Source organism: Sphingomonas sp. PAMC 26621 (assembly GCF_000251145.1).
Lineage (GTDB): Bacteria > Pseudomonadota > Alphaproteobacteria > Sphingomonadales > Sphingomonadaceae > Sphingomonas.
This window is the reverse complement of sequence record NZ_AIDW01000027.1, coordinates 39,964-54,149: the sequence shown is the minus strand read 5'-3', so window position 1 is coordinate 54,149 and position 14,186 is coordinate 39,964. Positions and strand designations below refer to the sequence as shown.

Genomic DNA, 14,186 nt, shown 5'->3' with positions numbered 1-14,186 from the left:
TTCAGCATGACGGCATGTTTAGTTCGGGAGTCAGCGCATGACCCTCATCCTCGATCACGACCGCGCAGGCGGTTACTGGGGCGCGGTCTACGCGTTCACCGCGATCAAGGGCTTGCAGGTCATCATCGACGGCCCGGTGGGCTGCGAGAACCTCCCCGTCACCTCGGTTCTGCATTACACCGACGCACTCCCGCCGCATGAACTCCCGATCGTCGTCACCGGCCTCGGCGAGCAGGAGCTCGGCCGCGACGGGACCGAAGGCGCGATGAAGCGCGCCTGGGCAACGCTCGACCCGGATCTTCCATCGGTGGTGGTGACGGGCTCGATCGCCGAGATGATCGGCGGCGGCGTCACGCCCGAGGGCACAATATCCAGCGCTTCCTGCCGCGCACGATCGACGAGGACCAGTGGCAGTCGGGCGACCGCGCGCTGACCTGGCTATGGACCCAGTTCGGGCCGAAGAAAGTCCCCGCGCCGCGTCCGCATAAGGAGGGGCAGCGCCCGCGCGTCAACATCATCGGGCCGATGTACGGCAGCTTCAACATGCCGTCCGATCTCGCCGAGATCCGCCGCCTGATCGAGGGTATCGGCGCCGAGGTCGGCATGGTCTTCCCGCTCGGCAGCCACCTCGCCGACGTCCGCAAACTCGCCGACGCGCACGCCAACATCTGCCTCTACCGCGAATTCGGGCGCGGGCTGTGCGAGATGCTCGAGCGCCCATATCTCCAGGCCCCGATCGGGCTGGAGAGCACCACGCTGTTCCTGCGGAAGCTCGGGGAAATCCTCGGGCTCGATCCCGAGCCGTTCATCGAACGCGAGAAGCACACCACGATCAAGCCGCTGTGGGACCTGTGGCGCTCGGTCACGCAGGATTTCTTCGGCACCGCGAGCTTCGGCATCGTCGCGACCGAGACCTACGCGCGCGGCATCCGCAATTTCCTCGAGACCGACATGGGGCTCCCCTGTCACTTCGCGTTCGCGCGCACGGCCGGGGTCAAGTCGAACAACCAGGCGGTGCTCGATGCGATCCGCAGCAATCCGCCCTTGATGGTGTTCGGCAGCTTCAACGAACGCATGTACATGGCCGAGACCGGCGCGCGCGGGGTCTATATCCCCGCGAGTTTCCCCGGCGCGGTGATCCGGCGGCACACGGGCACGCCGTTCATGGGCTATGCCGGCGCGACCTATCTGATCCAGGAAGTGTGCAACGCGCTGTTCGACGCGCTTTTCCACATCCTCCCGCTCGCCGGGCAGCTCGACCAGGTCGAGGCGACGCCTGCGCGGATCGAGCGCGACGTCGCGTGGGACGACGACGCCAAGTCCGCGTTCGACGCGGTGATCGAACGCGAGCCGGTGCTCGTCCGCATCTCTGCCGCCAAGCGAATCCGCGACGCCGCCGAACGCGGCGCGCGCCGTGCGGGCGAGGCGTCGGTCAGCGCGCATCGCCTGGCGCACGCAATCAGCGAAAGCCGCGGCGGATGACCCGCGCCGCGCCCAGCCTTTCCGCGAACGCGCGGACACCCGATCCCCACGGCAGCCTGCCGCGCGGATGCAGCCGGGGAGCGCTTGCGACGCTCCTGTCGATCGTCACCAAGGAGACGGAGCAATGAGCGACAAACGAGACGAGCGGTTCGGGCCAGAAACCTATCTGACGCCCGAGGAAGCCAAGGAATTCCACAAGATCTTCATGACCAGCTTCGCGCTGTTCACGGCGATCGCGGTGGTCGCGCACATCCTGATGTGGACGTGGAAACCGTGGATCAACTGATTGCCCGACATCATCGAGAGGAACCCACACCATGTGGAGAATTTGGCTGATTTTCGATCCGCGACGGACGCTCGTCGCGTTGTTTTCCTTCCTGTTCGTGCTGGCGCTGCTGATTCATTTCATCCTGCTCAGCACCGACAAGTTCAACTGGCTCGACGGACCGCACCACGCACCCGCGGCGGCCAGCGCACCGGCGGCACCGCCCGCGCAGTGAAGCGTATCGTTTCAGGATGACGGGGCCAGGACAGCGGTTCCCGTCATCCTGAACCCGATGGACCGTGCCCCGCGCCCAGGTCGCGCGCCCAGGTCGCGCGCGACGTGCGGGGGAGGAGGGAGTCGTCATGGCGTTGCTGAGTTTCGAACGGAAATATCGCGTCCGCGGCGGCACGCTGCTCGGCGGGGATCTTTTCGATTTCTGGGTGGGACCGTTTTACGTCGGCTTCTTCGGGGTGACGACCGCGATCTTCTCGCTGCTCGGCACGGGACTGATCGTCTACGCCGCGTCGCTCGGGCCGACGTGGAACATCTGGCTGATCAGCATCGCGCCGCCCGACCTGTCCTACGGGCTTGGGCTCGCGCCGCTGCGCGAAGGCGGGTTCTGGCAGATCATCACCATCTGCGCGGTCGGGTCGTTCGTGTCCTGGGCGCTGCGCGAGGTCGAGATCTGCCGCAAGCTCGGGATCGGCTATCATGTCCCGATCGCGTTCGGGGTCGCGATCTTCGCTTATGTCTCGTTGGTGGTGATCCGGCCGTGGCTGCTCGGCGCGTGGGGCTTCGGCTTTCCGTACGGAATTTTCAGCCATCTCGATTGGGTGTCGAACACCGGCTACCAATATCTCCACTTCCATTACAATCCCGCGCATATGCTCGCGGTGAGCTTCTTCTTTACCACCACGCTCGCGCTGGCGCTGCATGGCGGGCTGGTACTCTCCGCGGTCAACCCCGCGAAGAACCCGGACGGGTCGCAGGGCGAGGTCAAGTCGCCCGAATATGAGGACGCCTTCTTCCGCGACACGATCGGCTATTCGATCGGGACGCTCGGCATCCACCGGCTCGGGCTGTTCCTCGCGCTGAGCGCGGGGTTCTGGAGCGCGATCTGCATCATCATCTCGGGGCCGCTGTGGACTCGCGGCTGGCCCGAATGGTGGACGTGGTGGCTCAACCTGCCGATCTGGTCGTGAGGGGGAAAGACGATGGCACGCTATCAGAACATCTTCACCCAGGTGCAGCTGCGCGCCGCACCCGAAATGGGTCCGCTGCTCGGGCCGTATGATTTTCCGCGGCTCGGCAAGCCCGGCTATTCCTACTGGATGGGCAAGATCGGCAATGCGCAGATCGGGCCGATCTATCTCGGCGGGCTCGGCATCCTGTCGCTGATCTTCGGCTTTCTCGCGTTCGAGATCGTCGGGCTTAACATGTGGGCGTCGGTCGGCTGGGATCCGGTTCAGTTCGCGCGGCAACTGCCGTGGCTCGCGCTCGAGCCGCCGGGGCCGGAATATGGCTTCCAGCTGTTCGTCCCGCTCGCCAAGGGCGGCTGGTGGCAGCTTGCCGGGTTCAGCATGACGACCTCGGTGCTGCTGTGGTGGCTGCGGACGTTCCGTCGCTCGAGGGCTTTGGGGATGGGGACGCACGTCTCCTGGGCGTTCCTCAGCGCGATCTGGTTGATGGTCGTGCTTGGCTTCATCCGCCCGATGCTGATGGGAAGCTGGGCGGAAGCGGTGCCGTTCGGCATCTTCCCGCACCTCGATTGGACCGCGGCGTTCTCGATCCGCTACGGCAACCTCTTCTACAACCCGTTCCACTGCCTCTCGATCGTGTTCCTCTACGGCTCGACGTTGCTGTTCGCGATGCACGGCGCGACGATCCTCGCGGTCGGGCGCTATGGCGGCGAGCGCGAGATCGAGCATATCACCGATCGCGGCACCGCGGCCGAGCGCGCCGCTTTGTTCTGGCGCTGGACCATGGGGTTCAACGCGACGTACGAGTCGATCCATCGCTGGGCCTGGTGGTTCGCGGTGCTGACCACGCTGACCGGCGGGATCGGGATCCTGTTGACCGGTACGGTGGTCGACAATTGGTATCTGTGGGCGATCCAGCATGGCTATGCTCCCAATTATCCGGGGCCTGGCGTGGTCGATCCCGCCACGCTTCCGGGAGCACCACGATGAGCGGCCTTGGCAGGACCCTAGCGCTGGCGGGGCTGATCGGCGCGAGCGTCTCGCTCGGCGGGTGCGAGCTCGGTCCCAAAAATACGCAGCAGACCGGGTTTCGCGGGACGGGCATGGCGCAGGTCGTCGACCCCGATCATGTCGCCAAGCTCGGCGCGATCCCGCCGCCGCCCTATCCGCTGCCCGATGACAGCGGTCCGCGCGCGCGCGAGACGTATCAGAACGTGCGCGTGCTGGGCGACGTCTCGACCGAGCGGTTCAACCACCTGATGGCGGCGATCAACCAATGGGTCGCGCCGCCCGCACAGGGCTGCAATTACTGCCACAACCCCGAGAACATGGCCTCGGACGAAAAGTACACCAAGGTCGTCGCGCGGCGGATGTTGCAGATGACGCGCAACATCAACGGCAAATGGTCGAGCCACGTCCAGAAGACCGGCGTCACCTGCTACACCTGCCACCGCGGCAATGCGGTGCCGACATACAAATGGGCAATCGCCGAGGGCGTCGCCGATCCTGACACGATCGTGCGCAACAAGCACGGCCAGAACACCCCCAATGTCAGCGTCGGCTATGCCTCGCTGCCGTACGATCCGTTCCAGACCTATCTCTCGGGCAAGGCGCAGATCCGCGTCGCGGCGAGCAGCGAATATCCCTCGCCCAACCATGTCGTGTCGATCAAGGATGCCGAAAAGACCTACGGGCTGATGATGCACATGAGCACCGCGCTCGGGGTCAATTGCACCTATTGCCACAACAGCCAGTCGTTCCGCTCGTGGAGCCTCAGCCGCCCGCAGCGCGCGACCGCCTATTACGGGATTCGCATGGTCCGCGATTCGAACGAAGGGTATATCACGCCCTTGACCGCGGTCTTCCCGGCCTATCGCAAGGGGCCGCATGGCGATCCGTACAAGGTCAATTGCCAGACCTGCCACCAGGGCCAGTCCAAGCCGCTCGGGGGCTATTCGATGCTCGCGCTCAACCCGACACTCAAGGGCCCCCCGGTCCCGACCGCGGCACCCGAGGGCGGCGCGGCGGGGGCGGCGGTTCCGGCAGTGCTCGCCAACCCGCAGGCGATGACGAAGCGGCAGTGACCGATTGAGGCTGTTCGCCGCGGCAACGCGCGCGCATAGGCGCCCGAAAGGAGGCAGCGCATGGATCGCCTGAGTCTGCGCAGCCATCCGTTGCGCGCGTCATTGTCGGAAGAGATGCACGTTCGGCGGCTGCCGCGCTTTGCCGCGCCGTGCCGGTTGATGCAGATCGTGACGGTGCTGGGCGAGGAGGGGGCCGCCAGCGCCGGGGTCCATTTCGACGCGATCGGCGCTCGGGTGGGCATTGGCCTGACCCCTTCGGCCAAATATGCGGTCGTCGATCTGCACGGGATGAAGCTGGTGCTCGAACGGCACACTGAATTCGCGAGTTACACGTTCATCCGCGAAGGGGCGTTCGACCAGCCCTTCTCGCCCGACGTGTTCGATCCCGTCGCGGCGGAAATGCTCGAGGGCATGCCGGGCGACGTGATCCGCGCGACGCAGATCGCGGTCTATCCGCCCGGCACCGATCCGCCCGCCGACGATACGCTCGACACGCTGTTCGTCCCCGAGGCGCTCATCCTGTGCGACGTCAGCGACGGCAAGGCACGCGTCATGTCCGATTTCCGGCTCAACGGCGACGGGTTCGGACGCCTTTTGCTGTTCGACCAGGGGCTGCTCCGCGACGAACCCGCGCAACTCGTGCTGCGGCTGCAGGAGCTCGGCAATTACCGCAACATGGCGTTGCTCGGCTTGCCGCTCGCGCAGCGGCTGACGCCCGACGTGTCGCGGCTCGAGGCGCGGCTTGCGACGCTGACCGCGGCGGTGTCCGAACGCGTGTCGCAGGACGACAGCCTGCTCGACGAACTGACCTATCTCTCGGCCGAGCTCGCGCGGTTGCTCGCCGAGACGCGCTACCGGATGAGCGCGACGCGCGCCTATGCGCAGCTCAGCCTCGACCGGCTCGAGACGCTCGGGATCGGGCGCATTCCGGGCTACCAGACGCTCGCCGATTTTACCGAGCGGCGGCTCACCCCCGCGGTGCGGACCTGCGACAGTTTCTCCGCGCGGCTCGCCGACCTGTCGCAGCGCGCGGCGTGGACCAGCGAGCTCCTCCGCACGCGGATCGACATCGCGCTCGCCAAGCAGAATCGCGACCTGCTCGCGTCGATGGACACGCGAACGCACCTGCAATTGCGGTTGCAGCAGACGGTCGAGGGCCTGTCGGTGGTCGCGATCAGCTATTATGCGGTCGCGCTGATCGGATACCTGGCCGCACCGGCGCACGCGTGGAAGGAATGGGTGATGGTTGCAGCGGTGCCGCTCGTGTTCGGGGGCGCATGGCTGTTCGCGCGACGGTTGCGGCGCGGGCTGGAGGAATAGAAGGCATCCCCGTCACCCCGGCGAAGGCTGGGGCCGCCATGTTTCCGCGCGAGACCGGCGATACAGCACTCCCTCGCGCCGCCGCATCCAGGTAACCAAACGGCCCCGGCCTTCGCCGGGGTGACGATACGTTCTGGACAGACTTCGCGACCCCCGCCGCCCCGGTCCGTTTCGAGCGCAGTCGAGAAACCCGGCACAAGGTCCGGTGACAGGGTTCTCGACTAGGCTCGAACCGAACGGGGGGGTAGAAGCCCTAACCCGCAGCCCGGCTCACGCCGCCATCGCGCGCCGCGCCAGCGCGCATTGCGACCAGATCTCGGAGAGCGCGGTCACCAGCTTGTCGACATCGCCGTCCGAATGGACCGGCGACGGGGTCAGCCGCAACCGCTCGGTCCCGACCGGGACGGTGGGGTAGTTGATCGGCTGGACGTAGATGCCGTGATGCTCGAGCAGCCAGTCGCTGATCATCTTGCACTTGTGCGCATCGCCGACCATCACCGGGATGATGTGGCTTGGGTTGTCGATCGACGGGATGCCGATCGCATCGAGCCGCCGCCGGACTTGCGCGACGCGCGCCTGATGCTGCTCGCGCTCGATCCCGCTCGCCTTGAGGTGCCGGATGCTTGCGGTCGCGCCGGCGGCGAGCGCGGGCGGGAGCGCGGTGGTGAAGATGAACCCGCTCGCAAAGCTGCGGATGAAGTCGCACAGCGCGGCCGAGCCCGCGATATAGCCGCCCATTACCCCGAACGCCTTGCCCAAGGTCCCCTCGATCAGCGTGACGCGGTCCATCAGCCCCTCGCGCTCGGCCACCCCGCCGCCGCGCGCGCCGTACAGCCCGACGCCGTGGACCTCGTCGAGGTACGACATTGCGCCATGCTTCTCGCAGACATCGAGAATCTCGGCGATCGGCGCGATGTCGCCGTCCATCGAATAGACGCTTTCGAACGCGACCAGCTTGGGCCGGTCCGCCGGGATCGCGGCGAGGCGGCGGTCGAGATCCGCGGGATCATTGTGTCGGAAGCGGATGCATTCGGCGCGGCTGTGGCGGATTCCCTCGATCATCGAGGCGTGGTTGAGCTCGTCCGACAGCACCACGCAGTTCGGCAGCCGCGCCGCCAGCGTGCTCAGCGCCGCCCAGTTCGAGACATAGCCCGAGGTGAACAGCAACGCGGCTTCCTTGCCGTGCAGGTCCGCGAGTTCGGCCTCGAGCAGCACGTGCGCATGCGTCGTCCCCGAAATGTTGCGCGTGCCGCCGGCGCCCGCGCCGCACGCATCGAGCGTGTCGTGCATCGCGGCGAGTACCTTCGGGTGCTGCCCCATCCCGAGATAATCGTTCGAACACCACACCGTGACCTCGTCGACCCCGCCCTCGCCATAATGGCGTGCGCGCGGGAAGTGGCCGGCGCGGCGCTCGAGCTCGGCAAAGCTGCGATAGCGCCCGTCTTCTTTCAGCGTATCGAGCTGACCCTGAAAGAATGCCTCATAGTTCATCGCATACCCTCCCGCTTCTAGTCGTTGGCTGCGGCTTTTGCCGCTTTCGTCTTTGCCGACGCCCACTGCCACAGTCTGGCATCCCTAAGCGGCAACACAAGAAAAAGATGCTCCACCATCCCAAGGGCGGACAGCCCCGCGAGCAGCGTCGCGGTCACCGCGGCGCCGCTCTGCGCGGGTGCGGCCTCGGCGAGCGTCCAGGTCCACACCGCGAGCGCGCCCGAGCCCAGGATCGACACCGGGAGCAGCGGATTGCCGCCGCGTTTCCGGAAATAGCTCTTGAGATAGGCGAGATGCGCCGGGAACACTTCGTCGCTGAGGTTGGGCACGCCGAGATACAGGTTGAACTTGGCGCTGAGCCGAAGCCCGAACAGCAACAGGAAGGTCAGCGGCGCGGCCTGGTTGGGCTGGCCCCAGGTCAGCGCGACCAGCAGCAGCACGGTCGCTGCGAGCGCGATCTCGTGATGGATCACCGTCGCGGTCGCGAGCTTGAGGCGGGTCCAGCCAGTCGCCTCGGGCGGGCAGGGCAGGCGGTTCGGCCCCGCGACGAACCCCATCAGGAACCCCATTTCGTGCCAGCCCCAGATCAGGATGGCGGCGGCGAAACCGACATAGGCGCCGCCCCAGCCCGCATCCGCAGCACTCCACCACACCGCCCCCGTCGCGATCGCCGCAACCCCGCCCGCAAGCCTGAAGCTCGTGCGGAACGTCGCACGCGCGCGGCTGTCGAGCCACACCACCGCAGCGGTGCCGATGAACCACATCACGAGCGCGAACAGGAGCGGCGGGACGGTCACCAGGCCGGAACCAGCCGCGCGGAGGCGGGGATCGCGTTGCGCTCGACCGGGGTCAGGTACAGCCGCGCGAACGCCACCCCCGCCGCACCGATCAGCCCGATCCGCTTGATCCCGCCGACGATGCCGCCTTGCGCCCTGGCCGCGTCGATCCCGGCAGCAATCCGGCGCATCCGCTCGAGCCCGGCGCGGAACCGCGGGGAATCGGTGTCGAGCACGACCGGAAACACCTGCCGCGTGATCTGCGAGCAGATCGTGAAGACGCGGTGATCATAGTCGGTCGGGTCGATCCCGAGCGCGGTGTGAAACGCCGGGCGATTATGGTCGCGCACGTACATCGTCGCGTAGACCGCGACGAGGAAGAAGCGGATCCACCAGACGTTGTGCCCGCGCAGCAGCTTCGGGTCGGTCCGCATCAGGATCGCGAACGCCTCGCCGTGGCGGAACTCGTCGTTGCACCATTCCTCAAACCAGTTGAAGATCGGGTGGAACCGCCATTCCGGATGCTGCGCGAGGTGCCGGAAGATCGTGATATACCGCGCATAGCCGATCTTCTCCGACAGATAGGTCGCGTAGAAGATGAACTTCGGGCGGAAATAGGTGTATTTCTTGGTCCGCGTCAGGAAGCTGAGGTTGACCCCGATCCCGGCGTCCTTGAGCGTATCGTTGATGAACCCCGCATGCCGGCTCTCGTCGCGGCTCATTAGCTTGAACAGCGCCTTGATGTCGGGGTTCTGCGCGCGCTTCTGGATCTCGGCGTAGAGGATGCAGCCCGAGAATTCGGCGGTGAGCGAACTCACCAGGAAATCGATGAACTCCTCGCGCAGCCCATCGGGCAGGCTTTCGATCACCCCGTCGAACGCATTGGTCCGGCGGAAATGCCGGCGGTTCGGGTCGGCGACCATTTCCGCGATCAACTGGTCCCATTCCGCGCGCACCGGCGAGACGTCGATCCGGTCCATCGCCGCGAAATCGGTGGTGTAGAAGCGCGGCGAGAGCACCGTGTCCTCACGCGCGATCTTGAGCGTGTCGGCGGGCGCGATCGGGGTGATGGCGTTCATGACAGTCTCCGATCGGAAAAGCTGACTTCGTAGAGTTCGGTCATCTCGAAATGCCCGCAGAACCTGGTCCACAACCGCTCGATCGCGCCCGCGCGCTCGACCGTCGCGATCCGGTCGAACACTGCCGAGTCGCCGAACGCGACATGGATCGGGTCGCCATGGACTCGCACGCGGTCGCCCGGGTTGATCGCGACTCCATCCGCCAGCTCGACATGCGCGCAGAGGAATTCGTCGCTATGCTCGACCTCGATCCGGCACGGCGTGTCGAAGCTGGCGCGGCGGAATGGGGTCATCGCGTGGTCTCCGTGGCGTCGAGCAGCGCAGCGAAGGCGGCGCGGTTGGTGGTGCCGAATGCGTTGAGTTCGATCGACCGCCCGGTCGCGGTGTCGGTCAGCGTCAGCTCGCCATCGCGCCACTGGGTGAGCGTGAAGGGCGGGCCGCCGCCGATCCCGTGCAACCGCCGCTCGCGCGCGAGGCCGCGCATCACGCCGCGGATGAAGCCGGTCTTCTGCCCGGGGACGATCTCGGACGCGGTGCGCCCGGTCCCGACGTCCTCGATCCGCACCCCGCGATCCGCTTCGTCGAGGAAGCGCAGCGTGCGCGAGCGGACCGGCGCGACATGCTCGGCGCTGCGCATCAATACCGGCGAGGCGGCGGGCGGAATGTGCGCGATCCGCATCCCCGCGGTCAGCGTGAAGGCGAAGGCGACCAGCGCGCCCGCCAGGATCAGCGCGCCGCGCGGGAGATGGATGGAATGCGCGTCGGTCATGCCGCCACCGTCTGCGCATAGGCCGGCTCGGGCGCGCGTGCCGGCGCAGCGACGGGCGCCGGCTGTGCGACCGTCCCGTGCGGATGGACCGCGAGACACGCCCGCGCGATCATCGCGGCAACCTGCGCGGCCTCGGGCACCGCGCGGAGCATCGGCTCGGGGGTCGAAACCCGCCACGGCCGCGCGTGCGGCCATAGCGCAAGAAACCCGAGCTTGCGGTCGCTGCTGAGCGTCAGCGGCAGGTCGCCCGATCCATCCGCGTGCGTCGCCAGCCCGACCGTGCCGACCAGCCGCAGCGGCAGGTTGATGCATTTCGAAAACGCCACGCCGACGCGCAACACGATCCGGCGGTTGGTCAGCGTATAGAGCGTCGTCCGCGCCGAACCCCAGGCGAGCGCGTTGAGCAGGCCGATCGCGAGCAAACCGAACCCGCCGGTCAGCGCGACGCCCGACAGGTCGCCGATCCCCGTAACCCCGCGCGCGAGCGCCGCGCCGAGCGACCACCCCGCGAGCAGGACGAAATAGCCCGTCACCAGCCGCGTATGGAATGCAGTCCGCGCGAGCACCCGCCAGTCGGGCGCGCCCTGCCACAGGATCCGCTCGTCCTTGGGCAACAGCCCCGGCAGCCCCGGGATCGGTTCATGATCATGCTCGGTCACAGAAGGGGCTCCTGCCGGTCGGGGGTGGCGTAGAGGTAGCCGCCGCCGAAGTAGCCGAGCACGCGATCCTCCTCGTACAGGGTGATCTGGTCGATCGCGCCGATCCGTGGGGCATCCGCGAATTGCGCAGCGGTGACCGCGTCGCACACCACGCGGCGGCGGCCGCGCTCGACGTTGCACATCATCATCGGGACCAGCACCGCGCCGCCGGCCCCAGTGAGATCACCCGGTGCCAGATCGACCGCGAGGTAGCGGATCAGCCGGTCCGCGCGATCGATCCACAGTTCGGACACCGTGCCCGCGAGCGCGCCGTCACACCCGAGCACCGGCATGCCGCGCGGATCGGGGTCGCGCCGTTCGATCTGATAGTCGAGCGCCACCCCCATCGGGACGATCCGCGGATGCCCCTCCATGTCGATATCGGGATGGTTGGCGCGGTGCGCATAGGCCGCCGGCCCGATCCCGTCGACCAGCGGATTGCCGGTCGGCGCATAGGGCGCGCCAGGGAAGCGATCAGTAAAGCGCGCCGCGATCTCGACCGGCTCGCGCCCCTTGGTCGGGGTCGTCACGGTGCCGCGCCCGAACGGCAACCTGAACGTCTTGGGCAGCGCGGTGAGGAAGAACCCCCCCTCGGATTCGAGCCGCCCGGTGAACTCATGCTCGAGCGGATAGCCCTCGCGCCGGTCCTCGCGGCGCAGGTAGATCACGAGGCAGAGGAAGAACAGGACGAACGCGTAAAAGACCAGCAGCGCGACATCGATGCCGGGGGTGAGGGTCGGGTGCATGGTCGGTCTCCCGTTGTTCAGGCCGGAAATTCGGAAATGCCGAAGCGGTCGTTGCCAAAGGTTATGCGGGTCGGGTCGGTCGCCGGGCGGACCAGCGGGCCGAGCACGACCAGCGTCGCGAGCAGCAGCACGATCTCGAGCACGTAGACCGCGCCATAGCCGGTCGCGGCATTCGCCAGCGTCGGCCCGAGATCATGCGCGACCGCCGCCGCGGAGGTGACGTCGCGCAGCACCGCGCCGATCGCGATCGCCACCCCCGCCGAGGTCGCCTGCACCGCGCCCCACGCGCCGAGCGCGAGCCCGGTGCGACCGTCGAGCTCCTCGCGATCCGCGATCGCCATCGCCGCGGTCAGCGTGCCGACCGAGAACAATCCGCCGCCGAACCCGATGATCGTCGCGCCGATCGCGAGCAGCGCAGTCGCATGCAACGGGGCGGCGAAGATCACGCACAGGAACGCCGCGATCCCCGCGACCCCGCCGAACCCGGCGAGCCGGTGCGGCTCGGCGCCCTTGCCGAGCGTGCGCGCGGCAAGCGCGAACCCGCTCAGCATCCCGACCGCCCACAAGGCAGTCAGCGACGTCGTCGCGCCGACCGAAAGCCCGAGGATCTGCCCGCCATACGGCTCTAGCAGCACGTCCTGCATCGCGAACGCCGCCGCACCGAGCCCGGTCGCGACGAGCAGCCGCATCGTCCGCGGGCGTGCGATGAAGATCGCCCAGATCTCGCCGAAGCGCGCGCGCGTTTCCGGCACCGCCGTTCCGCCGCGCTGCCGCGACTCTTGTTTCCACAGCGCCGTGACGTTGAGCACCACCGTCAGCACCGCCGCGCCCTGGACGATCTGGACGAGATGCGTCGGGCTGAAATGCTCGAGCAGCCGCCCGATCACGATCGCGCTGACCATCATGCCGAGCAGCAGCATGACATAGAGCAGCGCGACGACACGCGGCCGCGTCTCCGCCGGCGCGAGGTCGGTCGCGAGCGCGAGGCCCGCGGTCTGCGTCGTGTGCATCCCCGCGCCGACCATCAGGAAGGCGAGTCCTGCGCCGATCTGCCCGACGATCGCGGGACCTTCGCCGCGCCCGGTCATCACCAGGAGCGCGAAGGGCAGCAGCGCGAACCCGCCGAACTGGAGCAAGGTGCCGAACCAGAGATAGGGCACGCGCTTCCACCCGAGCAGCGACTGGTGATGATCCGACTTGAACCCGATCAGCGCGCGCAGCGGCGCGAACACCAGCGGCAGCGACACCATCGCGCCGACCGCCCAGCTCGCCATGCCGAGTTCGACGATCATCACGCGGTTGAGCGTGCCGGTCAGCAGCACCGCCGCCATCCCGACCGACACCTGGAACAGCGACAGCCGCAACAACCGTGCGAGCGGCAATTCCGCGCTCGCCGCATCCGCGAACGGCAGGAAGCGCGTGCCGAGCCGGTTCCAGAACGCCCCGCTGCGGAGCGTGCCGACCCGTGCCGGGCGCGGTTGCAGCGAGGCCTTGAGCGCGGACAGGTCGCGCGTCATGGCAGCACCTCGAGCGCGTGGCTGGTGTAGAAGCTCGCCGACACCCGCCGGTCGCGCCCGATCCGCGCGGCGGGCAGCGCATTCCTGATCAGCGTGCGCAGCAGCCGGTCGCGCACCGGCAGGATCGCGGGCGAACGGTCGCTGCGCGGGAACAGCCGGCCCATGCCGAGCATCGCCAGCAACAGCGGGGTCTGCGGGGCGAAGGTGAAGACGATCGATCCACGCGTGCGCTCGGCCAGGCGTTGCACCACGGTGACGATGTCGAACGCGGGGTAATGGATCAGCGAGTCCATCGCGACGACATGGTCGAACGTTCCGAGCGCCGGATCGAGCAGGTCGCCGACGCGCCAGTCGATCTTGAGCTGCGCCGGTGCCCGGTCGCGCGCGATCTGCACAAGGCTCCCCGCGACGTCGATCGCGACGACCTCCGCGCCGCGTTCTGCCGCTGCGACCGCGAGTGCGCCGGTGCCGCAGCCTGCGTCGAGCAGTCGGAGTCCGCTCATGTCGTGCGGGAGCCACGAGAGCAACGTGTCGCGCATCTCGGTCCGCCCCGCGCGCACCGTCGCGCGAATCCCACTGACGGGGGCGTCCGAGGTGAGCTGCTCCCACGCCTTCGCGGCGGTGCGATCGAAATAGGTTTCGAGATTGCCGCGGAAGCGATCGTAGGTCGCGGTCGTCATCGCGCGCGCCTCCTCAGACCGTCATTCCCAACTCCGTACATTCCAAGTCCGTCATTCCCGCGAAGGCGGGAATCCATAAG

General features: G+C 67.6%; 15 protein-coding genes and 1 pseudogene. 7 read left to right on the top strand and 9 right to left on the bottom strand.

Annotated elements, in window-relative coordinates:
• Positions 1–37 precede the first annotated feature (37 nt).
• The 7 genes and pseudogenes from bchZ to RI03_RS15230 all read left to right on the top strand — a co-directional run bounded on the left by bchZ (position 38) and on the right by RI03_RS15230 (position 6,350).
• A pseudogene (gene bchZ, locus RI03_RS15255) lies at positions 38–1,482 on the top strand (chlorophyllide a reductase subunit Z).
• A 124-nt stretch (positions 1,483–1,606) separates the two neighbouring features.
• Positions 1,607–1,768, top strand: coding sequence for a light-harvesting antenna LH1, beta subunit (gene pufB, locus RI03_RS22735; protein ID WP_010218372.1), 162 nt, complete (start codon positions 1,607–1,609; stop codon positions 1,766–1,768).
• A gap of 31 nt (positions 1,769–1,799) precedes the next feature.
• Entirely contained in the window at positions 1,800–1,982 is a 183-nt protein-coding gene (pufA, locus tag RI03_RS15250; RefSeq protein WP_010162298.1) for a light-harvesting antenna LH1, alpha subunit, read from the top strand.
• 127 nt (positions 1,983–2,109) lie between these two features.
• Positions 2,110–2,949, top strand: coding sequence for a photosynthetic reaction center subunit L (gene pufL, locus RI03_RS15245; protein ID WP_010162299.1), 840 nt, complete (start codon positions 2,110–2,112; stop codon positions 2,947–2,949).
• 12 nt (positions 2,950–2,961) lie between these two features.
• Positions 2,962–3,936: a photosynthetic reaction center subunit M gene (gene pufM, locus RI03_RS15240; RefSeq protein WP_010162300.1), complete on the top strand. Its 975-nt coding sequence runs from the start codon at positions 2,962–2,964 to the stop codon at positions 3,934–3,936.
• The gene (gene pufC, locus RI03_RS15235; protein ID WP_010218370.1) at positions 3,933–5,030 is read left to right on the top strand and encodes a photosynthetic reaction center cytochrome PufC; all 1,098 of its coding nucleotides are present in this window, start codon (positions 3,933–3,935) and stop codon (positions 5,028–5,030) included. The genes pufM and pufC overlap by 4 nt, the downstream gene beginning before the upstream one ends.
• A gap of 60 nt (positions 5,031–5,090) precedes the next feature.
• Positions 5,091–6,350, top strand: a complete 1,260-nt coding sequence (locus RI03_RS15230) for a DUF3422 family protein (protein ID WP_010162303.1) — start codon at positions 5,091–5,093, stop codon at positions 6,348–6,350.
• 270 nt (positions 6,351–6,620) lie between these two features.
• Here RI03_RS15230 and hemA read toward each other — a convergent pair whose 3' ends face one another.
• From hemA to bchM, 9 genes are read right to left on the bottom strand one after another with little or no spacing between them, the layout of a single operon-like run.
• A complete protein-coding gene (gene hemA / locus RI03_RS15225) occupies positions 6,621–7,841 on the bottom strand; it encodes a 5-aminolevulinate synthase (protein WP_010218368.1) in 1,221 nt (406 codons plus the stop codon).
• A gap of 17 nt (positions 7,842–7,858) precedes the next feature.
• Positions 7,859–8,638: a putative photosynthetic complex assembly protein PuhE gene (gene puhE, locus RI03_RS15220; RefSeq protein ID WP_010218366.1), complete on the bottom strand. Its 780-nt coding sequence runs from the start codon at positions 8,636–8,638 to the stop codon at positions 7,859–7,861.
• The gene (gene acsF, locus RI03_RS15215) at positions 8,635–9,696 is read right to left on the bottom strand and encodes a magnesium-protoporphyrin IX monomethyl ester (oxidative) cyclase (protein WP_010218364.1); all 1,062 of its coding nucleotides are present in this window, start codon (positions 9,694–9,696) and stop codon (positions 8,635–8,637) included. The genes puhE and acsF overlap by 4 nt, the downstream gene beginning before the upstream one ends.
• Entirely contained in the window at positions 9,693–9,989 is a 297-nt protein-coding gene (locus RI03_RS15210) for a hypothetical protein (RefSeq protein WP_010162307.1), read from the bottom strand. Before RI03_RS15210 ends, acsF begins: the two co-directional genes overlap by 4 nt.
• A complete protein-coding gene (gene puhC, locus RI03_RS15205; RefSeq protein WP_010218360.1) occupies positions 9,986–10,465 on the bottom strand; it encodes a photosynthetic complex assembly protein PuhC in 480 nt (159 codons plus the stop codon). Before puhC ends, RI03_RS15210 begins: the two co-directional genes overlap by 4 nt.
• Positions 10,462–11,124, bottom strand: coding sequence for a photosynthetic complex putative assembly protein PuhB (gene puhB / locus RI03_RS15200; RefSeq protein WP_010218357.1), 663 nt, complete (start codon positions 11,122–11,124; stop codon positions 10,462–10,464). Before puhB ends, puhC begins: the two co-directional genes overlap by 4 nt.
• Positions 11,121–11,909 carry a photosynthetic reaction center subunit H gene (puhA, locus tag RI03_RS15195; RefSeq protein ID WP_010218355.1) on the bottom strand — a complete coding sequence of 263 codons (789 nt, stop codon included), beginning with the start codon at positions 11,907–11,909 and terminating at the stop codon, positions 11,121–11,123. Before puhA ends, puhB begins: the two co-directional genes overlap by 4 nt.
• A 17-nt stretch (positions 11,910–11,926) precedes the next feature.
• Positions 11,927–13,426, bottom strand: coding sequence for a BCD family MFS transporter (locus RI03_RS15190; protein WP_010218354.1), 1,500 nt, complete (start codon positions 13,424–13,426; stop codon positions 11,927–11,929).
• The gene (gene bchM / locus RI03_RS15185) at positions 13,423–14,106 is read right to left on the bottom strand and encodes a magnesium protoporphyrin IX methyltransferase (RefSeq protein ID WP_010218352.1); all 684 of its coding nucleotides are present in this window, start codon (positions 14,104–14,106) and stop codon (positions 13,423–13,425) included. Before bchM ends, RI03_RS15190 begins: the two co-directional genes overlap by 4 nt.
• Positions 14,107–14,186: the final 80 nt, after the last annotated feature.